The 22,444-nt window shown below is 42.4% G+C and carries 20 protein-coding genes; all 20 read left to right on the top strand.

Translation table 11 applies throughout. The features are described from left to right. Nucleotides 1-104: 104 nt before the first annotated feature. Nucleotides 105-3,290: a carbamoyl-phosphate synthase large subunit gene (gene carB / locus C5Q96_RS04545; protein ID WP_106057224.1), complete on the top strand. Its 3,186-nt coding sequence runs from the start codon at nt 105-107 to the stop codon at nt 3,288-3,290. 38 nt (nt 3,291-3,328) lie between these two features. Then, nucleotides 3,329-4,015: a nitroreductase family protein gene (locus C5Q96_RS04540; RefSeq protein ID WP_106057223.1), complete on the top strand. Its 687-nt coding sequence runs from the start codon at nt 3,329-3,331 to the stop codon at nt 4,013-4,015. A 115-nt stretch (nt 4,016-4,130) separates the two neighbouring features. After that, nucleotides 4,131-4,832: a tRNA (N6-threonylcarbamoyladenosine(37)-N6)-methyltransferase TrmO gene (gene tsaA, locus C5Q96_RS04535; RefSeq protein WP_106057222.1), complete on the top strand. Its 702-nt coding sequence runs from the start codon at nt 4,131-4,133 to the stop codon at nt 4,830-4,832. A gap of 64 nt (nt 4,833-4,896) precedes the next feature. Next, on the top strand, nt 4,897-5,664 hold the full coding sequence (locus C5Q96_RS04530) for a YlmH family RNA-binding protein (RefSeq protein ID WP_106057221.1): 768 nt from the start codon (nt 4,897-4,899) through the stop codon (nt 5,662-5,664). Between the two features lie 203 nt (nt 5,665-5,867). After that, nucleotides 5,868-6,242, top strand: coding sequence for a Rid family detoxifying hydrolase (locus tag C5Q96_RS04525; protein WP_106057220.1), 375 nt, complete (start codon nt 5,868-5,870; stop codon nt 6,240-6,242). Between the two features lie 260 nt (nt 6,243-6,502). Then, nucleotides 6,503-7,351, top strand: coding sequence for a DNA-3-methyladenine glycosylase family protein (locus tag C5Q96_RS04520; protein ID WP_106057219.1), 849 nt, complete (start codon nt 6,503-6,505; stop codon nt 7,349-7,351). Between the two features lie 142 nt (nt 7,352-7,493). Beyond that, nucleotides 7,494-7,766 carry a co-chaperone GroES gene (locus tag C5Q96_RS04515; RefSeq protein ID WP_094234772.1) on the top strand — a complete coding sequence of 91 codons (273 nt, stop codon included), beginning with the start codon at nt 7,494-7,496 and terminating at the stop codon, nt 7,764-7,766. Nucleotides 7,767-7,892: 126 nt separating this feature from the next. After that, nucleotides 7,893-9,521 (top strand): chaperonin GroEL, encoded by a 1,629-nt coding sequence (gene groL / locus C5Q96_RS04510; protein WP_106057218.1) that lies wholly within the window; start codon nt 7,893-7,895, stop codon nt 9,519-9,521. Nucleotides 9,522-9,533: 12 nt separating this feature from the next. Continuing rightward, a complete protein-coding gene (locus tag C5Q96_RS04505) occupies nt 9,534-10,244 on the top strand; it encodes a Crp/Fnr family transcriptional regulator (protein ID WP_106057217.1) in 711 nt (236 codons plus the stop codon). Between the two features lie 214 nt (nt 10,245-10,458). Then, complete coding sequence (gene hcp / locus C5Q96_RS04500) at nt 10,459-12,102, top strand: hydroxylamine reductase (protein WP_106057216.1); 1,644 nt, start codon at nt 10,459-10,461, stop codon at nt 12,100-12,102. Nucleotides 12,103-12,111: 9 nt separating this feature from the next. Then, nucleotides 12,112-12,708, top strand: coding sequence for a hypothetical protein (locus C5Q96_RS04495; protein WP_106057215.1), 597 nt, complete (start codon nt 12,112-12,114; stop codon nt 12,706-12,708). A gap of 323 nt (nt 12,709-13,031) precedes the next feature. Then, nucleotides 13,032-14,543: an IMP dehydrogenase gene (locus C5Q96_RS04490; RefSeq protein ID WP_106057214.1), complete on the top strand. Its 1,512-nt coding sequence runs from the start codon at nt 13,032-13,034 to the stop codon at nt 14,541-14,543. A gap of 8 nt (nt 14,544-14,551) precedes the next feature. Continuing rightward, a complete protein-coding gene (gene guaA / locus C5Q96_RS04485; RefSeq protein WP_106057213.1) occupies nt 14,552-16,093 on the top strand; it encodes a glutamine-hydrolyzing GMP synthase in 1,542 nt (513 codons plus the stop codon). A gap of 239 nt (nt 16,094-16,332) precedes the next feature. Further along, a complete protein-coding gene (locus C5Q96_RS08620) occupies nt 16,333-16,488 on the top strand; it encodes a hypothetical protein (protein ID WP_158696685.1) in 156 nt (51 codons plus the stop codon). Nucleotides 16,489-16,713: 225 nt separating this feature from the next. Continuing rightward, entirely contained in the window at nt 16,714-17,085 is a 372-nt protein-coding gene (locus tag C5Q96_RS04480) for an SdpI family protein (protein ID WP_106057212.1), read from the top strand. Nucleotides 17,086-17,380: 295 nt separating this feature from the next. Continuing rightward, nucleotides 17,381-18,556 (top strand): DUF3800 domain-containing protein, encoded by a 1,176-nt coding sequence (locus tag C5Q96_RS04475; protein WP_245905547.1) that lies wholly within the window; start codon nt 17,381-17,383, stop codon nt 18,554-18,556. A gap of 333 nt (nt 18,557-18,889) precedes the next feature. Further along, the gene (locus C5Q96_RS08740; protein ID WP_205763983.1) at nt 18,890-19,249 is read left to right on the top strand and encodes an AlwI family type II restriction endonuclease; all 360 of its coding nucleotides are present in this window, start codon (nt 18,890-18,892) and stop codon (nt 19,247-19,249) included. Between the two features lie 22 nt (nt 19,250-19,271). Next, nucleotides 19,272-20,039: a Hachiman antiphage defense system protein HamA gene (locus C5Q96_RS04465; RefSeq protein ID WP_106057211.1), complete on the top strand. Its 768-nt coding sequence runs from the start codon at nt 19,272-19,274 to the stop codon at nt 20,037-20,039. Nucleotides 20,040-20,049: 10 nt separating this feature from the next. Next, nucleotides 20,050-21,522 carry a DEAD/DEAH box helicase gene (locus C5Q96_RS04460; protein ID WP_170035494.1) on the top strand — a complete coding sequence of 491 codons (1,473 nt, stop codon included), beginning with the start codon at nt 20,050-20,052 and terminating at the stop codon, nt 21,520-21,522. A 59-nt stretch (nt 21,523-21,581) separates the two neighbouring features. Further along, nucleotides 21,582-22,433, top strand: coding sequence for a KilA-N domain-containing protein (locus tag C5Q96_RS04455; RefSeq protein ID WP_106057210.1), 852 nt, complete (start codon nt 21,582-21,584; stop codon nt 22,431-22,433). Nucleotides 22,434-22,444: the final 11 nt, after the last annotated feature.

Below are 22,444 nucleotides of genomic sequence, written 5' to 3'. Positions count from 1 at the left end.
TATAGTAACGTAGATTAGGACTTCGACATTGGAATTGTTATTCCAGTGATCGAAGTCTTTTTTTTAAAATTAATGTAGATGTGGAAACAGGAAAGGTGGAAAAAATGGCAAAAAGAAGTGACATCAAGAAGATTCTAGTTATCGGTTCAGGACCTATCGTAATCGGTCAGGCGGCAGAGTTCGACTACGCGGGCACACAGGCATGTATTGCTCTAAGGGAAGAGGGATATGAGGTAGTGCTCTGTAACTCCAATCCAGCAACCATCATGACGGACACATCTATGGCAGACAAGGTGTATATGGAGCCACTCACTCTCGAGTATCTGGCTAGGATAATCAGATATGAGAGGCCCGATGCAATTCTTCCAGGTATCGGCGGACAGACAGGTTTAAATCTTGCTATGCAGCTCGAGAAGAAGGGCGTACTCAAGGAGTGCCGTGTAGAGCTTCTCGGAACTAGGAGTAGCAGCATCGAGCGTGCTGAGGATAGAGAACTTTTCAAGGAGCTTTGCGAAGATCTAGGCGAGCCGGTAATCCAGTCGGACATTGCAAATAGCGAAGAGCACGGACTTGAAATCGCAAAGGAAATCGGCTTCCCTGTAGTTCTCCGTCCAGCGTTCACACTCGGTGGTACGGGCGGTGGATTTGCATATGACGAAGAGGAATTTAAAGAGCTTATAAAGCGTGCGCTATCCATCTCACCAACTCATCAGGTACTAATCGAGAAGAGCATCAAAGGCTTCAAGGAGATAGAGTACGAGGTAATGAGAGATGGCACTGATAAAGCAATCGCAGTCTGCGATATGGAAAACCTCGACCCAGTTGGAGTACACACAGGCGACTCGATAGTAATCTGCCCAACCCAGACTGTAAGCAAAGAAGACAACGAGATGCTTAAGAATAGTGCGCTTAAGATCATCCGTGCACTTCAGATAGAAGGTGGCTGCAACGTGCAGTTTGCGCTAAATCCAAATTCGTCTGAATACTACTTAATCGAGGTAAACCCAAGGGTTTCTCGTTCATCCGCACTTGCGTCCAAGGCAAGCGGATACCCAATCGCAAGAATCACAGCCAAGATTGCAGTGGGCATGACACTGGATGAAATCGAGATTATAGACCAGCCCGCTTCGGTAGAGCCTGCCGTTGACTATGTTGTGAGCAAGGTGTCTAGGTTCCCGTTCGATAAGTTTGCAGATGCAGATAACAAGCTAGGAACGCAGATGAAAGCCACTGGAGAAGTTATGAGCATCGGTATGAATCTCGAAGAGAGCATTCTTAAAGCCGTTCGCTCCCTTGAAATAGGTGTTTCCCACATATACATGGAGAAGTTCGATACTTGGGAAACTGACGAGATGAAGGAGTATATAACTGAGGGTCGTGACGATAGAATATTCGCCATAGCAGAGCTTCTGAGAAGAGGAGTGAGCAAGGCGGAGATATGTGAACTGACGGCAATAAATGAGTATTTCATAGAGATGTTTGAGAATATCATCTCCATAGAGAACGACCTAAAGGCTAACAAAAACGATGTCGCAAGACTGAGGATAGCAAAGCAACATGGCTTCTCGGATGTAGAGATTGCAAGGCTCTGGGGCACAACTGAGCAGGAGGTGTGGAAGCTTCGTGAGGCAGTTTCCCTCTTTCCAGAGTACAAGATGATAGACTCGTGCGCAGGGTCTAAGGATGCATACGTGCCATACTTCTATTCGACATTTGACGGAAGTGAGACCAAGAAGACTAGGGATTCTGGAAGGAGAAAGGTTGTAGTTCTCGGTTCAGGGCCAATTAGAATAGGACAGGGCGTTGAGTTCGATTATTCGACTGTTCAGGCGGTGAGAACTCTCCGTAGTCAAGGCTGCGAAGCTATAATCATAAATAATAACCCTGAGACAGTTTCTACAGATTATACTACGGCAGATAAGCTATACTTCGAGCCACTCTGCATCGAGGATGTAATGAACATCCTTAGACTAGAGAAACCGGATGGAGTAATTGTTTCACTCGGAGGGCAGACCGCTGTAAACCTTGCAAATGCACTCGACGAGAGAGGCGTAAATATTATCGGAACCGACTGCGCTGCAATCAACTCTGCCGAAGATAGAGATGAGTTCGACAAGCTGCTCCAGGAGCTCGGTATCGCTAAGCCAGAAGGAAAAGCGGTAACAGATATAGATGAGGGCTGCGCTGTTGCTAAGGAGATCGGCTATCCAGTGCTCGTTAGACCAAGCTTCGTGCTCGGTGGTAGAGCGATGAGAATTGTAGCGGACGAGACTCAGCTCAGACAGTACCTGAGAACAGCCGTGGAGATCGACGAAGATAAACCAGTGCTCGTTGACCACTATATCCGCGGAAAGGAAATAGAGGTGGATGCGATCTGCGATGGCAAGGATGTATTTATCCCTGGCATCATGGAGCTCGTTGAGCGCACAGGTGTGCACTCTGGAGACTCGATTAGCATCTATCCGCCATGCTCCATCTCAGAGAAGGTAAAGGAGACTATCAGAGAGTATACGGAGAAGCTGGGCCTAGGAATAGGCATTTGCGGTCTATTCAACATCCAGTTCATCGTCGATGCTTCTGAAAATGTATATATAATTGAGGTAAACCCTAGATCCTCGAGAACCGTTCCATTCCTATCCAAGGCAACAGGATATAACCTCGCTGATATAGCATCCAAGGTAATGCTCGGCATCAGCCTAGAGGAGCAGGGATTCAAGGGGTTAAAGCCACTCGAGAAGAAGAGATGGTATGTAAAGGTGCCAGCGTTCTCATTTGCAAAGCTATCAGGAATGGATATAAGACTATCTCCTGAGATGAAATCTACTGGCGAAGCCATCGGGTATGACGATGATATGATGCGAGCTTTTTACAAGGCTATGCAGGCAGCGGGCATGAGAATGCAGAATTACGGAACGGTATTTGCATCGATTAACGACGAATCTAAGGAGGATGCACTGCCACTAATCAGAGGTTTCTACGACCTTGGGTTCAATATCGAGGCGACAGAAGGTACGGCGCAGTTCCTCAAAAATAACGGCGTAAAGACCAGAAGCTTCAAGCACACTGATAACAGCCTAGATGCAGTTATGGATGAGTTCAGACAGGGATACGTGACATACTTGATTAACATCGGAGACATCAGATCCGTAGATGCAAATTCTATGGGTAGCCGCATCAGAAAGTGTGCTGCTGAAAATAACGTGACTACGCTCACCTCACTCGATACTGTGAGAGTCCTTCTAAAAGCGCTTGATGATATAACATTTAAGGTGTCCACAATCGACGCTTAGTGTTATAATTAGGTATTATTCAACTAGAGGAGGGGGCTATGAACATCAGAGAGTGTGTAAAGGTGAGACACTCCGTGCGTGCTTACGAGGACAGGCCTATCGATGCGAAGGTAGCAGAGGATCTTAAGGTCATGATTCAGCAGTGTAATCGCGAGGGAGATATGCATTTTCAGCTTATACAGGATGAGCCAAAGGCATTCTCGAGTCTACTTGCAAAATACGGCAAATTCTCAAATGTTAAAAATTACATTGCCGTAGTCGGTAGGAAGCGTGAAGACCTCGATGAAAAGGCGGGATACTACGGTGAGAAGCTAGTGATCCGCTGTGTGCAGCACGGGCTCAGCACTTGCTGGGTAGGTGGAACCTATAAGAAGGTCAAGGAAGCGATTGATGTCGGACACGATGAGAAGATCGTTGCCGTAATTACCCTAGGCTATGGATGCACGACGGGAGCTAGCAGGAAGTCTAAGAAGCCAGAAGATGTCTTCGATGGCAAATCTTCGAGGATTTCAAGCTTCGAGGACACTCCTGAGTGGTTCAAGAAGGGCATTGAGATGGCGCTCCTAGCACCGACAGCTATGAACCAGCAGAAGTTTACCTTTGCGATAAGCGGAGATAGAGTGAAGATAAAGCCTGGCTTCGGACCATTTACTAAGCTAGATGCTGGCATAGTTAAGTATCACTTTGAGATAGGTTCTTCACCAAAGGATTTCGTGTGGGCATAGTGCTACGCACAAGGCAAAATACGACGCATAACTGCTCAAAGTCAAATCAGAAGTGAGAACTTCTAATCGTAAGCTTCTAATCAGATGATACGTCAATCAGGTATAGGACAGGATAATGAACGACATACATGAGATTCGCCAGGTTGCTGTAATGAGATCTGCTTTCAAGCAGAAGTACGGTATTCCGAGGCAGCCAAGGCTCGTACAGGGCCTTAAGTCGGAGGTAGTCTTCGGCGACGAATTTAATAATCCTGACGCTGTGAGAGGACTCGAAGAGTTCTCTCACATTTGGCTAATTTGGGGATTTTCGGACACCAAGATAGATATGACCGAGGAGCATCCTGCGTGGAAGCCTACCGTGAGACCACCTCGCCTCGGCGGGGATATACGAAAGGGCGTATTTGCTACGAGGTCGCCATATAGGCCAAACTCACTTGGCATATCTGCAGTCAAGCTCCTCGAGATACGAGATGATAATGGTCAGCTCAGACTCATCGTCGAAGGGGCAGATCTACTCGATGGCACGCCGATATACGACATCAAGCCGTATATCCCATATAGTGATATCATCACAGAGGCAGATGAAGGGTTTGCAAAGAGCATTGATAATTCGATTGATGTCGAATTTCCAGATGACCTACTTGCAAAAGTCGATGAAGAGTTTCGCGCGCCACTCATAAGGATTCTTGAGCTTGATCCAAGGGATGCCTATGATAGGGATTCTGCAAAGCCATGCAAGATGGCGTTTGTGAACGTCGATATAGAGTTCGTGTTTCGAGACGGAAGATTGGTTGTCACAGCGGTGAACGAGCTTTAAGGCTGATAACAGAATCAGGTAAGGCTTGATTTAAAAAACAGCATAATATTTGAACAGGAAAGAAATGGATAACGACAAGATTATTACAGCGAGAATAGAGGATAAGCTCGAGCAGTGCGAGCGTGGTAGCTACATTACTGCGACAGGCTTTCTTAACATGCACGAGCAGTCGCTTGCCATGCGCATCGTGAAGGGAAGAAGTGATGTCAAATCTTTTTTCTACGGAGGGTATGATGATGCCGAGAGACGGATTATCATGTTCGTTCCAGATGGATACGCTGATACTCTCGAGGAAACGCTAGAGATGATTTCACCGCTTTCGGTACTTCACATCAAGGTGGTTCCAGGCGGCAGAAAGCTCACGCATAGGGATTATCTCGGGTCTGTGCTCTCGCTTGGGCTTGATAGGTCTGTGATCGGTGATATCCTTGTAAATGACAATGGTGCCGACATGATTGTGAATTCTGAAATTGTGGATTTCCTTCTAGCCGAATTTCACAGTGCCGGTCATACAAATCTCCAGATTACAGCCTCTGATATAGGCGAACTGGAAGTACCCGAGCAGAGGGTGAAAGCGGTTAGAGACACACTTTCTTCGCCAAGACTAGACAATGTGGTGTCAGCGGCGTTCCATGTCTCGCGGAGCGAAGCGGTGAGAGCCATCAAAGGAGGCATCGTTTTTGTAAACCACGAGGAAGTTACCAAGGTAGATAAGCGTATCAATGAAGGTGATACGATAGTGCTCCGCGGCAAAGGTAAGGCGATACTTTCTGAGCTCTCGGGGGTCTCCAAGAAGGGAAGAATCTGGGCGGAGTTCAAGGTGTTTATTTAACAGAGTTCAAGGTGTTCATTTCATATAAGATAAGGAAATCATTTCTACACCATAGCTCCAGCTTCGCTAGCTACACTTCTCAGTGGAAAATCAGCAGAATTGGTGCCGCAACAGCTCCATAACCGTTTGAACTGGTTGCGCCCCGGTGTTACAATCAAAATGTAATAAATATTTCTCTATATTATTATTTTGGAGGTAGATAAATGTTTGAATATACTGATATCAAGACTGCACCTGCAGCTCTAGGACCATACTCACAGGCAGTGATGGCGGGAAATACACTTTACGCTTCTGGTGCAATCGGAATCGACCCTGAGACAGGGAAGTTCGCTGGCGAGGATGTGCAGAGTCAGTGCGAGCAGGCTTGCAAAAATGTAGGCGAGATTCTCAAGGCTAACGGCATGACTTACGATAACGTAGTTAAGACAACTTGTTATATCCTCGACATGTCAGAGTTCAAGGATTTCAATGAAGTATATGCTAAGTATTTCACTTCAAAGCCAGCTAGATCATGCGTTGCAATCACAGCGCTTCCAGCAGGAGCACTCTGCGAAGTTGAAATTATTGCAGTGAAGTAAAACTCGTAATCAATAAAACTATGAAGCAAAACTGCATATTAAATCAGTTAATAAAACACTGTGACGAAAACCCGTATTGAAATTTTCAATAGCGAAAAATGCACTAATTTCGGAGTAGTAACTATGATAATCGACTGATTTTGCATAGCTGTAACATAAGAGACCGCCTTTAGAAGCCTTCTGGCGGTCTTTTTATTTTGAACTCCTATAAATCATGACCGAAAATTCATGTATAATAGCCATTATGAAAGGAAGGGGTTATGAACGATATTAAGGTTATTAGATTTGATAATTTACATGATATAGAGCTACCTCACGTGTTCGAGTGTGGTCAGTGCTTTCGCTGGAATGAATGTGAGGATGGTTCATACATAGGTGTTGCAGGAGGTCATGCGGCACACGTTTCGCTCGAGCATGATGGCGATTCGTGCTCGCTTATAATCGAGTGCACGGGCGGTAGTGAGGAGTATTGGCATAGCTACTTTGATTTGGATACTGACTATGGAGCGATGAAGAGAGCACTTCTCGCTGGTGAGCCTAAGCTAGCGAAGTCTATAGATGTGTGTCACGGCATCAGGATACTTAATCAGGACTACTGGGAGGTTCTGATCTCATTCATAGTCTCGCAGAACAACAACATACCTAGGATTAAGAAATGCATTGAGTCACTTGCGAAGAACTACGGCACTGAAATCGGTGAATTCATGGGCGAGGTGAGATATGCATTTCCTACGCCGGAGCAGCTGTCGAAAGCTACGCTTGAAGAACTTGCGGACTTAAAGCTCGGATATAGAAACGCATACCTAGTATCAGCTCCTAAGCATTTCGCTGAGCACGGAGTGCCTACGGGAACAACGGAGGAGAAACATAAGGCTCTATTATCTTATCTTGGTGTTGGCCCTAAAGTCGCAAACTGCATACTTCTATTCGGGCTCAGAGACTTTACGGCATTTCCGATTGATATCTGGATGAAGAAGATAATGGTTGATCTATACGGCTTTGATATCAAGGATATCAAGGGTATGCAGAAGTTTGCTGATGAGCACTTCGGCGAACTAGGCGGCATAGCACAGCAGTATCTGTTCTATTACTATAGAAGCATGCAGTGAAGATATTTTCACATTTAATTCATAGTGCTGTGTTGACAATGCATAAGGGGCTGAGTAAAATTATGTTATGAAGGTTAGCACTCTTGATTATTGAGTGCTAACAATACGAATAAAGCGTATAATCAGGAGGTTACAAATGAGTATAGGAATAAAGCCACTAGGCGCAAGAGTTGTTATTAAGCGTAGCGAAGCACTTGAGAAGACTGAAGGCGGTCTGATACTTTCGGCAAGTGCCAAGGAGAAGCCACAGGAGGCTGAGGTTCTCGCAGTAGGTCCAGGAACTGAGGACGAGAAGATGGAAGTAAAGGTAGGAGATAAGGTTATATTCTCGAAGTACGGCGGTACAGAGCTCAAGTATGGTGGCGAGGATTATATCATCATGAGCCAGAGGGATATATTGGCAGTTATCGAGTAATTGCTTAGCCTCTATATAAGTATAGAGAGTGCTACTAGGAGAGGCAGATATACATAATGGCTGTAGAGTCAGTAGTTTAAATATAATCACGCACCGTGATTGGTGCATATATAGGAGGAAGCTAAAATGGCAAAGGATTTACATTATGGAGAGGAGTCTAGAAGAAAGCTCCTCGCAGGCGTAGACAAGCTTGCAGATACAGTTAAGATTACACTTGGACCTAAGGGCAGAAATGTTCTCATAGAGAGATCGTATGGATCACCACTTATCACTAACGACGGTGTTTCAATCGCTAAGGAGATCGAGCTCGAGGACCAGGTAGAGAACATGGGAGCTCAGCTAGTTAAGGAAGTTGCTACAAAGACTAACGATGTAGCAGGTGACGGAACTACTACAGCTACACTTCTCACACAGGCAATCGTTCGCGAAGGATTCAAGAACGTAACTGCTGGAGCTAATCCAATGGTTCTCAAGAAGGGAATCAGCGGTGCTGTAGAGGTTGCAGTTGAGTACCTCAAGAACAGCGCAGTTAAAGTAGATGATAAGGAGAGTGTAGCTCAGGTTGCATCTGTATCTGCTGGAGATAGAGAGATTGGTGAGCTAATATCCGAGGCTATGGAGAAGGTTGGAACTGATGGCGTAATCACAGTTGAGGAGTCGAGATCACTCGGAACTACACTAGACGTAGTTGAGGGTATGCAGTTCGACAGAGGATATCTATCACCATATATGGCAGCTAATTCTGAGAAGATGGAAGCAGTTCTCGATAACCCATACATCCTTCTTACAGATAAGAAGATTTCCAACATTCAGGACCTAGTACCGCTTCTTGAGGATATCATGAAGTCAGGCAAGAAGCTGCTCATCGTTGCAGATGATGTAGATGGTGAGGCACTTGCAACACTAGTAGTTAACAAGCTGAGAGGAACACTCGATGTAGTAGCTGTAAAGGCCCCTGGATTTGGCGACAGAAGAAAGGCTATGATGGAGGATATTGCAATCCTCACAGGCGGTACTGTAATCAGCGAGGAGCTAGGATATGAGCTCAAGGAAGCTACAGTGGATATGCTCGGTAAGGCTGGAACTGTTAAGGTTAATAAGGATCACACAGTAATCGTAAACGGTGCTGGAGATAAGTCTGAAATCGAAGAGAGAGTGGAGAAGATCAAGGGAGAGATTGAGGACTCAACTTCTGACTTCGATAGAGAGAAGCTGCAGGAGAGACTTGCTAAACTAGTAGGTGGAGTTGCAGTTATCAATGCTGGAGCTGCTACAGAGACAGAGCTTAAGGATAAGAAGCTTAGACTCGAGGACGCTCTAAATGCTACTAGAGCTGCAGTTGAGGAAGGCATCGTTGCAGGTGGTGGTACATCGCTTATCTCTGCAATCGACAAGGTTTCTGAGTATGCTGAGAGCCTTGACGGAGATATGAGGACGGGTGCAAGAATCGTTGTTAGGGCACTAGAAGAGCCAGTTAGACAGATTGCTGAGAACGCAGGATATGAAGGCAGCGTAATCGTTGCTAAGGTTAAGGAGTCCAAGAAGGGCGTCGGATTTAACGCAGCAACAGAGGAGTATGTAGACATGATTGAAGCTGGTATCGTTGACCCAGTTAAGGTTACAAGATCTGCACTTCAGAACGCTTCGAGTGTAGCAGGCATGCTTCTCACTACTGAGGCTGGAATTTCAGAGATTAAGGAAGACTTGCCAGCTGCACCTGCAATGCCTGCAGGCGGCGGAATGGGCATGATGTAATAGGCGAGGGATATGGCAGCAAGAGCATCATCAAAGACGGATAGAGTAATAGCTGAACGCCTCATGGTGAGCCCTCTTTTCGATAATATGACGGTAGACGAAGTGCATAACTGCTTTACATGCAGCGGTGCACTCTGCCTCTCGTTCAAGAAGGGGGACATGATATTCACTGAAGAGGATGAACCAACAAAGCTTCACATCCTCCTAGAGGGTGGAGTGAGAATCGGCTATGATTCATTCGATGGCAATAGGAGAATTATCGGAAACTTCACGGATACGGGAGAGGTGTTCGGAGATATACTGCTATTTCTCGGCAAAGAGAAGTACGGTGTATTCGCGCAGGCTACTTGCGATACCAAGGTTATTGCGCTACCACGCGAGTTCATGTCTGGGACATGCGCGAGCGGATGTGACTATCACAATCATCTGATCAATAACATGCTTATGAGCTTTGCGAGAAACGCCTACGCGCTAAATATGAGGCTCAGGATTCTATCTTGTCCGACTCTCCGCCAGAAGATCGCTAAGATGCTGCTCGTCTATAACGACAGGGATATGAGCAAGCCGATCAATATGACGAGAGAAGGTTTAGCTGAATTCCTGGGAGTGACTAGACCGTCGGTTTCGAGAGAGCTTATGAAGATGCAGGACGATGGCTTAATCGAGATAAAAGGGCGCAAGATATATGTTCTTGACCCTGCAGAAATCGAGGCGCTCAACTGATGGTGAATCATTTATTCGCATATAATTAATGCAGATAGAACGCAACTAACGTAGATAAATGCATTAATTCAAAAACAAAAATAAAAAGATGGAATTGTAACATTAGTTACAGATTCCATCTTTTTTTAATGATATGCTTGTGCCATAAACTTAAAGCAAACATTAATTAAAGCAAAAAACAAATGACGTTATATAACAGTGAAAGGAGAAACACATGGAAAACCGTATGTTTTGTTATCAGTGCCAGGAGACAGCAAAGGGCACAGGATGTACTATGAGAGGAGTTTGCGGCAAGCTTCCAGAGACAGCAGGACTACAGGATCTGCTCGTATACGTAACTAAGGGACTTTCTGCAGTAACTACACAGCTAAGAGCTGAGGGTAAGGAAGTGAGCGAGCAGGTAAACCACCTAGTGTCGCTCAACCTATTCACAACTATCACGAATGCTAACTTCGACGATGAAGCAATCACAGCTAAGATCGTTGAGACGCTAACATGTAAGGAGCAGCTACTAAAGCAGCTTGACGATGCAAGCAAGCTTCCAGAGGCTGCAAAGTGGAACGGCTGCGTAGGTGAGTTCGCTGCTAAGGCTGCAAGCCCAGAGGTTGGCGTTCTATCCACTGAGAACGAAGATGTAAGATCGCTAAGAGAGCTCATCACTTACGGACTAAAGGGACTTTCCGCTTACAGCAAGCATGCAAATGCTCTACTTAAGGACAACGTAGAGGTTGATGCTTTCATGCAGAAGGCTCTAGCACTTACACTAGACGATTCTCTATCAGTAGATGACCTAGTTGCACTTACACTAGAGACAGGTAAGTATGGTGTAGATGGTATGGCTCTACTCGACGAGGCAAACACATCTGCTTACGGAAACCCAGAGATCACAAAGGTAGATCTCGGTGTTAGAAAGAACCCAGGAATCCTGATTTCAGGTCACGACCTAAAGGACCTCGAGATGCTTCTAGAGCAGACAGAGGGAACAGGCGTAGATGTATATACACATTCTGAGATGCTCGCAGGACAGTACTACCCAGCATTCAAGAAGTACGAGCACTTCGCTGGTAACTACGGAAATGCATGGTGGAAGCAGAAGGAAGAGTTCGAGACATTCAACGGACCTATCCTGATGACTACAAACTGCATCGTGCCACCAGCAGATAGCTACAAGGATAGACTATTTACAACAGGTGCAGCAGGATACCCAGGATGCAAGCACATCGACGGCAAGTACGGTGAGACTAAGGACTTCTCTGAGATTATCGAGCTAGCTAAGAAGTGCCCAGCACCAACAGAGATCGAGACTGGAGAGATCGTAGGTGGATTTGCACACGAGCAGGTATTTGCACTAGCAGATACAGTAGTTGAGGCAGTTAAGTCTGGAGCAATCAAGAAGTTCTTCGTAATGGCTGGCTGCGACGGCAGAATGAAGTCTAGAAACTACTACACAGATTTTGCAAAGGCTCTACCTAAGGATACAGTAATCCTCACAGCAGGATGCGCTAAGTACAAGTACAACAAGCTAGACCTTGGAGACATCGGTGGAATTCCACGCGTGCTCGACGCAGGACAGTGCAACGACTCATATTCACTAGCATTGATCGCGCTCAAGCTCAAGGAAGTATTTGGACTAGATGACGTTAACGAGCTACCAATCGCTTACAACATCGCTTGGTATGAGCAGAAGGCTGTAATCGTACTTCTCGCACTTCTATACCTCGGTGTTAAGAACATCCACCTAGGACCAACACTACCAGGATTCCTCTCGCCAAACGTTGCAAACGTACTTGTCGAGAACTTCGGAATCGCAGGAATCGGAACAGTAGACGACGATATCGAGCTATTCCTTGGTAAATAGGAGGTAACGATGAGTTTATTTCTAGGACCTATACATCAGTGGCTATATGACAAGATTATATTTCAGGAAGACCTAACAGACGCTCTGATCGATGCTGGAAAGGCAGAGGGATGGAGCGAGCTAACAGAGGAGCTTGCAAATGAGTGTCACAGCTACGATAGACGTCCGCTTGAAGAGGCGGTTGACCCTGACAACATTCACGGCAGCCTTCAGGCAAGAATTGCAGATGCAGAGAGCAGATATGCGAAGCTAGTTCAGACTATCGCATCAGCAAACCCTGCAAGAGTAGAGGATCTAAAGCAGGCAGCTAGACGCTTCGGCGAGCTAAATGCGGTGCCAGCTGGAACTAAACCAGATGTAGCTTTCGGATACCTCAACAACACACTGCTCGACGGTATGCCTTGTGACAATGTAAATGAGATGATCAGCCAGACAGACGACTCCATCACATGGAGGCGCAACATGGACATTCACGCTCAGCACTGGGCTAATGAAGAGGATGAACTCTACTATGTGCTCAGATCAGAAATCGTAAAGGGAATGTTCGAGCCTGCAGGACTCACATACGAGGAGCCTCAGGAAGGGACATACGAGATTAGAGCGTAGTTCAAGGGGATACAAAAGGGAACACAAGACTAGAGTGTAGCCACAAATAGGGGATATACTAGATTAGAACTTAGTTTCTAAAAAGGGTATACGAGATTAGATAGTCACAAACAGAAAGTTAATGAACCAAAATCATAACCGAAGCTAGTGATTACATAAAAATTAAATCATGGGGTTGTGGCTGGGCGATTCGCTTGGCCACAGCTTTTTTATTATATTTTCCGCTCCAACCACTACCGAAAACCACCCTATTGTGCTATAATTTTCAATTAATATCTTAACTTACAATTTGATTTTCATATATAGAAAGAGAGAGGTGCAAAATGGCAATCGTTCTAACAGAACCATCAAGAACATTTAGCGAGTACCTTCTAGTGCCTGGATATTCTAGCGCAGATGCTAGGCCTGAGAATGTGTCGCTCGCGACTCCGATTACTAAATTCAAGAAAGGCGAGGAGCCTAAGATCAAGGCAAATATTCCACTTGTTTCCGCAGTAATGCAGGCTGTTTCTGATGACGGGATGGCGGTTGCATTAGCGAAGGAGGGTGGAATTTCTTTCATCTTCGGTTCTCAGTCAATCGAGAGCCAGGCGGCAATGGTCAAGAAGGTTAAGTCCTACAAGGCAGGCTTCGTACCAAGTGATACCAACGTAAAGCCTGACAGTACACTTGCTGACGTTCTCGCAATTAAGAAGAACTCCGGACACTCGACGGTAGCGGTTACAGATGACGGCACAGGCCACGGCAAGCTAGTCGGCCTCGTTACAAGCAAGGACTACAGAATTAGCAGACTCAGCACAGATACTAAGGTTTCTGAGTTCATGACACCTCTCGAGAACATCGTGTACGGCAACGCTGGAATCACTCTATCCGAGGCAAACGACATCATATGGGAGAACAAGGTAAACCAGCTGCCAATCGTGGATAAGGACGGATGCCTAGTAGCATTTGTATTTAGAAAAGACTATGACTCTCACAAGCAGAATCCTAACGAGCTACTCGACGACAACAAGAGCTTCATCGTAGGTGCAGGAATCAACACTCGTGACTACGAGGAGAGAATCCCAGCTCTCGTAGAGGCAGGCGTAGACGTGCTTACAATCGACTCCTCAGAGGGATATTCTGAGTGGCAGGCTAGAACCCTCAAGTGGGTTAGAGAGAAGTACGGCGATACAGTTAAAATCGGTGCTGGTAACGTCGTAGATAAGGAAGGTTTCGACTTCCTCGCTAAGAGCGGCGCAGACTTCATCAAGGTCGGAATCGGTGGCGGCTCCATCTGCATCACTAGAGAGCAGAAGGGAATCGGACGCGGACAGGCATCTGCAGTGCTCGAGGTTGCAGCAGCAAGAGACGAGTGGTTCGAGAAGACAGGTGAGTACATTCCAATCTGCTCCGACGGCGGAATCGTGTACGACTATCACATGACGCTAGCACTCGCTATGGGCGCGGACTTCATCATGCTAGGAAGATACTTTGCAAGATTTGACGAGTCACCATCCGCTAAGGTTATGGTAAATGGCAACTACATGAAGGAATACTGGGGCGAAGGTTCTGCGAGAGCTCGTAACTGGCAGAGATATGACCTCGGCGGCGATAGCAAGCTCAAGTTCGAGGAAGGCGTTGACTCCTACGTTCCATATGCAGGATCGCTGCACGATAACGTAAACCTCTCTCTAGACAAGGTTAAGTCGACGATGTGCAACTGCGGGGTTCTCTCGATTCCAGAGCTACAGCAGAATGCGAAGCTCACACTCGTATCGGCGACAAGCATCATCGAGGGTGGAGCGCACGACGTTGTACTCAAGGACAATAGCGTAGCAACAGTAAGACGTTAGGAGCGATAATGGCTAACAAGATATTAATTATTGATTTTGGCGGACAGTACAACCAGCTCATCGCCCGCAGGGTTCGTGAACTCGGCGTGTACTCGGAAGTCCATAATTTCGAAAGCATAACAGTTGATAAGGTCAAGGAATTCGACCCATGTGGCATCATATTTACAGGTGGACCGCAGTCCGCATACGGAGAGGGTGCACCAGCAATCGACAGAGGAGTGTTTGAGCTAGGGCTACCGATACTCGGCATCTGCTATGGCGCACAGCTTATGGCACACGTGCTTGGCGGTAAGATCGGAACAGCTCCGACGAGCGAGTACGGCCGCACCGATACAGTGGTTGACTGTAAGGAAGGCCTCTTTGCAGGACTTAGCGACGAGACCGTAACATGGATGAGCCACACTGACTATATCAGCGAGGTTCCAGAAGGCTTCACGATTACGGCACATACAGAAAATTGCCCAGTTGCAGGTATGGAAGATAGGGCGAGGGGCTACTATGCAGTTCAGTTCCACCCAGAGGTAAATCATACGGCAGAGGGCACAGAGCTGCTTAGCAACTTCATACTAGGCGTGTGTAAGTGCGAGCAGGATTGGAAGATGGATTCCTTCGCTGAGAAGGAAATTGCAGAGATTCGCGAGAAAGTTGGAGACGGAAAGGTGCTACTTGCGCTCTCTGGCGGCGTTGATTCCAGCGTAGTTGCGGCACTTATGGCAAAGGCAATCGGCAAGCAGCTGACCTGCGTGTTCGTGGACCACGGACTACTCCGTAAGGACGAGGGCGATCAGGTTGAAGAGATATTTGGCAGCAAGGGTGAGTACGACCTCAACTTCGTGCGTGTAAATGCTCAGGAGAGATATTACGCAAAGCTCGCTGGCGTGACAGACCCAGAGACGAAGCGTAAGATTATCGGTGAGGAGTTCATCAGAGTGTTCGAAGAGGAAGCGAAGAAGATAGGTGCAGTGGACTTCCTGGCACAGGGAACGATATACGCAGATATCATCGAGAGCGGCCTCGGCAAGTCGGCAGTTATCAAGTCACACCATAACGTGGGCGGACTGCCAGAACACGTTGATTTTAAGGCGATAATCGAGCCACTCCGCATGCTGTTCAAGGACGAAGTGCGAGCACTAGGAAGAGAACTCGGTCTCCCAGACTATCTGGTTGACCGTCAGCCATTCCCAGGACCAGGACTCGGCATCAGAATCATCGGCGAAGTAACAGCTGAGAAGGTTAAGATAGTGCAGGAAGCTGATGCGATCTACCGCGAAGAGATAGCAAAGGCGGGTCTCGAAGGCTCAATCAGCCAGTACTTCGCAGCTCTAACTAATATGAGATCAGTCGGCGTAATGGGTGACTTCCGTACGTATGACTATGCGGTTGCGATCCGTGCGGTCGAAACAGTCGACTTCATGACGGCGGAGGCGGTGGAAATCCCATGGTCAGTGCTGCAGAAGGTGATGAATAGAATAATAAATGAGGTGGATCACGTGAATAGAGTGTTCTATGATCTGACCTCGAAGCCACCGGGAACGGTGGAGTTTGAATGATGGAACTACACGAAAAAGGGACAATGCACAAAATGTGCATTGTCCCTTTTCCGATGTAGTTCCTCCGCCAGGACTGTCCAAGAAGCGAGCGACAGCGAAGCTGATTGGGAACAGTCTACGGCGTGTTGGATTTTGGGATAGTCCCTCTAATGAAGGGTAGCCTTTTTGATTGTAGGTCCTCCACCAAGACTGCCCACGAAACAAGCACAACGTGCGCAGTTGAGTGGTTGCAGTCGACGATGCATCTGGATTCCGATGTAGTTCCTCCGCAAGGACTGTCCGAGAAGCGAGCGATAGCGAAGCTGATTGGCACAGTCTACGGCGTGTCAGTGATTGATGTGTGTCCTCCGCCAAGACTGTCCAAGAAACAAGTACAAGGTGCGAAGTTGAATTGATTTCTTATAAGAACTATATGTATTGGATTAAGTGCATATGTATGATAAATTATTTGTATATTGCGGGTTTAGGGTATTTGAATTGATAACCGTTCTATATTTTATAACTAAATGAACTAAACATAATTGATTAAATTGGCACTTATCAAACTATAAGCCTTCCATCATCTGGCTTTTGTGGAAAATGATAATGAAATATTTGAAGTTGTGGAGGAGGTGTAAAATATGGGGTTTTGGATATTTATGTTCATCATCACATTATTAATACCTGCTGCGTTATTATTAACTTGGCATTTATGCCCGAAGCTCAAAACGATTAATAATGCAAGTGGATATAGAACGAAGCAGTCTATGAAAAATCAAGATACATGGGATTTTGCACAAAAATATTGTGCAAGAATGTCGATATATATGTTTTTTCCATCGTTGATATTGACAATTGCAATTATGCCTACAGTGATTAATAAGTCAATTGATAGAATAGGGTGGATAGGACTTGGTATTACAATAATTCAAATGATAAGTTTTGTTGTTATTATATTATCTACTGAAAAAGCTTTAAAGAATACTTTTGATGAAAGTGGAAACAGAGTGTAAAGAACTGCCTACTTAAAGGTAGAGATAAATTCCAGTTTTGTTTAAATTATCGAACAGTATAAAAGATAATGCACATGACTTTGAGGAGAGGATGGGGCGGATAAAAACTTGAACACATATTGAGACTCTAAAAGAAGGCATTGATGTATTCAAAAGACAGATGGTAAAGGTGCTACGTATTTATCATCAGATAGGATCTGTTACAGATACGGTGCACCAACTTGGTTATCACAGCAGGGAACATCTGTACGCATGGATTCGTAACGAGGGAAAAACAAAAGGAGACAGAACAGTTATGGATACATACAAATTTTATTATGATGAGTCTGAACACAGTAGAAAAATCAACTATAATACCGTAACTGCTACAAATTATTATGACAATTTTGTCACTGTTATAGTTGGTTGGTCTAAAGAAAAAGAAAAAGAAGCTTTCAATAAATATAAGGATTTTGAAAGTAAATATGCAGACCGTAAAGATAAAAACGGAGAATTAAAAAGTACAACCTTGAAGCAAAAGAAGTTTGAATGTGGATTTGCTTCGCTCGATAAAGCCAACATACAGTTTATGATGGACTTCTTAGCCATTTTCGATGAAAGTACCAAGTTGTATTTTTCTGTTGCGAGTAAGATAGAATATTTGGTTTTGCAACTTTTTGAAGGCTATCGGAATAACTTAATTATAAATGCAGATGCAGTTAAGTATTCCATTACAAAAGCTCTTGTTACTTATCGTCCTCAGAATGTTATCAAAAGTATTTACGATAATCCAGAAGAATTTGTAGATGAATTGAAAAGATTTTTTAGAGAACGAATTGAATTTAACCGCTCAAATATAAGTCTTAAAGAGCTTGAGAATGAAGCCTTTGAAAATTTACTGTATATATTGGACGATATTTCAGCTATTCCAAAATTGCAATGGGATTATCATATGCCATTTGACGGTTTTGCGAAATATTTGCAGGAAGAACAGATTAATAATTACTCCTTAGTTTTAGATAAAGAGGGAGAGCAGAACGAAGCCAGCAGGACAATGCAAGCTGCAGTTGTAATGGGACTGTCTAATGTGACAGAGAAAAATTCAAAAGATAGTTATGGCTTGCGTATGGCAGATATGATGGTGGGAATTATTTCAAAGCTGTTAAAATCCTTGTGTGATGAATTACACTATCATTCCTTTGCTGAGGGAACGGAGAAAAGGCTGCTAAATGCAAAATGGTTTCAGCTTAATGAAACTCAACTGGAATTATATAAAAAATTATATAAGATAATTTGTGAATGGGATAATGCTTGGTATAAGGCTTATGCAGGAATTTATTCCGATGACTTAGTGTGTTTTATAGGACTACTTGGCTATATGTCTCATTTTGAAAATTCAGAATATATTGTTAATGAGAAACTCAAGGCATACGGTGAATATTATAATGGATATGTTTGTCAGCAGTTATTTGATTATTTTAAACTTAGGTGAAATAAATTACCTATAGACTTTATTGATTAGAATTTTAATGATTCTGTGCTTATAGAGATACTAAATTATTTTGAAACACGAGATGATAAGCGAATAGAATAAAGTGTTGCAGATGAGACTGCAATACCAACTATCTTTGAATATATTTTGGGAATTATATATGGCATAAAGTAAGTAAAGACAATGGAATATCTTGGACTTCATGAAGTTATAATTAGAAGCTAATTTATTGCCTAAGACACATGTAGCTGGAAGTTATGCAGATATTATATATGAATATTAAGCATACACCTATTATCTTAAACATTCGCTATTATTTGTAGCAACTCTTGTATGCGGAAACAATCAAAGAAAAATAGAGATGGAGCCTGTTTAAAGACATTTAGGAGATATTGCAGAATTAGGTTTAATAATCCGTTCGATTACAGTTTGTTTGTCAGCACATACTTAGATAAAAATGTGATTTCAGATTTTAGGTATAGAAAAATAATCCTATATACCAGAGATGAAGAAACTATTACAGGCATGAAGATTATTTCAATGGATACAGATTCTCTGAAGAAGATTATTGAAAATAAGGTCAAGTATAAGTATCTGTATGAAGTATTTGATAAATATCATGAAATGCCATTAGAAACGGTAGATTGGCATGACGGAATGATAAGAGAGGCTACTGGAGAGTATAAGTCTTAATTACAATAAAAGGAAAAGTATAATGAATGATGTAATTGAAAGAAAAATTGGAGAAAGTATTATATTAGAAATTCATAATCTAGGTGATGAATTAAAGGATAAAATAAAAGAGCAATTGGTTGAAATTTGTCATGGAGAATATGCTCTTGTTTCAGGACTCAATTATCATTCATTTAATGAAACTGTAAAAGAATTGGTAAATCATAGAATTCCAAGTAATATAAATAGAAAAGTAGGAGTGATAGGTGAGTTATTGTTAAATGTGCTGATTAGAGAATTTACTGATATTAAAATAGTTTCACCATTTTTTAATTTAGAAGAAAGAAATGTAAAAAAGGGTTTTGATATTATTGCTGTTGATCCTAATAAAGATTTATGGATTATAGAATCAAAAGCGGGAGAATTAGGTAAACTAAAAACTTCTACTGAAAAGGTACGAGAAAGAATCAATACTGCTAAAAGAGATTTAGATACACGACTGAATATGCACAATTCACAATTATGGTTAAATGCAGTGAATAGCGTTAGGAGTGCATTGGATGATACTAGTGAAAAAAATACTATAGTTAATATACTTAATAAAAATAGCAACTCATGTTTAAGCAACGATAAAAATGTTATTTTAGGTGGTACTGTGTTTTGCATATTTAATTCTACAATAGATTCAATAGAACTAAGAAAACTGTACAATTCGATATTAAGCTCTAATAAATTTTCAAAATTGAAATTAATTGCAATACAAAAACAAACATATCAAGCAATAATAGATTTTTTAGTGACATTAGTATAGGAGGTTTGAAGTGGATAAATTAACATTGAGGAAGCTTTATAACACTGAATTTCCAGAACTATATAAAAAGTTACAGATAGGTATAGAGTTATCAGATGAAGAACTAGAAAAAATATTATCTATAGGGATTTTTTTGACTGGATTGGATAATAAAAATCTACAAAGATTAGGATACAGATTATTTTTATTGTATAGCAAAATAACAGATGATTATAAACCGCTATACGAATTAAGTTTGAATAAAGGGCTTATCCCCATATCAAAATTTATAGAAAACAATCTAAATTATTCAGAGAGATATGGGAATATCTATACTGAAATAAATAGTATAGAGAGTGATGAATTTAAATGGAATAATTCGTATCAAACAATAGGGCAGTTTGAATTATTTAAGGAAGCTACAGAATCAAAATTAAAATCGCAGATTATTGTGGCTCCAACATCGTATGGGAAAACGGAATTGATATTATCATTTATTGAACACACTAAATTTAAAAAAATATGTATCATTTCTCCTACAAAATCTCTTTTGGTGCAAACGAAGAAAAGGATTATAAATAAATTTGGATATAGGAAAATAATAACATATCCAGAAATGTATAGTGATAAAGATAATGAAATAATTGCTGTGTTAACTCAAGAAAGACTGTTGAGATTGCTACAGAATAACCCAAATTTGAAATTTGATTTATTAGTTATTGATGAAGCACATAATATATTAGATGAATTTTCAGATGAAAATAGACGCAGTGTGATCTTGGCTTCTGTTATTATTATTTGCAAAAAAAGAAACGAAAACCTTGTTTGCAAATATTTGACGCCATTCTTAAGATCTAAAGAAAGTTTAAAGATTGAATGTCTCCCGAATGTTGATGAATGGTATAGTGTTGTTGAAAATGTTAAGTCAGAAATGTTTTATTTTTACGATTTGGAGAACAATAAGAAAGTTTTATTAGATCAATATTCTACGATGAAGGACAAGCTGATTGATTTACAGGTCAATGAATTAGGAGACGACGCAGATGTTGTTATTACAAATTGTGATAACAAAAATATAATATATTTAAACAGTCCTAAAAAGCTTGAAAATTTTGCGTTTAAACTATTTTCTAAACTCCCTGAAAGACAAATGCTTAGACTTAATAAAGCTGCTAGTGATTTGAGGGAATATGTACACGAGGATTATAAATTAGCTGATTATATTGAAAAAGGAGTTATTTATCATCATGGTTCAATACCAGAGCCAATAAGGTATTTTATAGAGGACTTATATGTTGATTTACCAGAAATAAAAATGCTTATTGCTAATTCTACATTACTTGAAGGAGTAAATATTCCTGCAACAAAGATGTTTATATTAGATCCTTGTAGAGGGTTTCGTGTCATAATAATGACACAGGCAAATAGTCAAGTAAATACAAGGGTTTTAGAGCTTCTACCAAAGTTTAAAATCAAAAAAATGAATCGTTGGTGTGCTGTTTAGAGCAGTTATTACGAAAATAAATGTTGTAAACAGTACATCAGCATAAAGGAGGAACTCACATGTCTAAGGTGAAAAAAGACACGATCGAAGCAAAAGGTTTTGCTATTCAAATTTATACTGAAGACTTTAAAAATGACTATATAAGTCTAACGGATATTGCAAGATACAAAAATGTGCATGAACCTAAAGATGTTGTTAAAAACTGGCTAAGAGTAAGAGATACAATTGAATTCCTTGGTCTCTGGGAGACTATTCACAATCCTAATTTTAAAGGGGTCGAATTCGACTCCTTTAGAAAGGAAGCAGGAACAAATGCATTTACATTATCACCTCAAAGATGGATTGAAAATACAAATGCGATCGGTATTGTTTCTAAATCTGGGAGAGGTGGAGGAACGTTCGCTCATCCTGATATAGCAATGGAATTTGCTTCATGGATTTCAGCAGAGTTTAAGCTCTATTTAATCCAAGACTACAAAAGGCTTAAGTCAGATGAAAATTCTAAGCTATCGTTAGGTTGGAATTTGAATAGAGAAATTTCTAAGATTAACTATAAAATCCATACAGATGCAATCAAAGAATATCTATTAAAGGATCTTACCGACGAACAGTTATCCTATAAATATGCAAGTGAAGCAGATATGCTCAATGTTGCCTTATTTAACAAAAGAGCAAAACAGTGGCGTGAAGAAAATCCAGATTTGAAAGGTAATATGAGAGACTATGCAAGTCTGAATGAATTATTGGTACTAGCAAATATGGAAAGCTATAATGCAATCCTTATTGGTAAAGGTATGGAACAAAAAGAAAGAATGATAGAACTTAGAAAGCTTGCGAGAACTCAGCTGATGTCAATTGAAAAGTTGAACAATACAGGAATTAAGAGTTTAGAGGATAAGTCAAAGAAATAGAGAGGTATGTT

The sequence above is a fragment of the Mogibacterium diversum genome (assembly GCF_002998925.1).
Taxonomy (GTDB): domain Bacteria; phylum Bacillota; class Clostridia; order Peptostreptococcales; family Anaerovoracaceae; genus Mogibacterium; species Mogibacterium diversum.
Note: the sequence above shows the minus strand (reverse complement) of the source record. Positions and strands in the feature narration are given on the sequence as shown.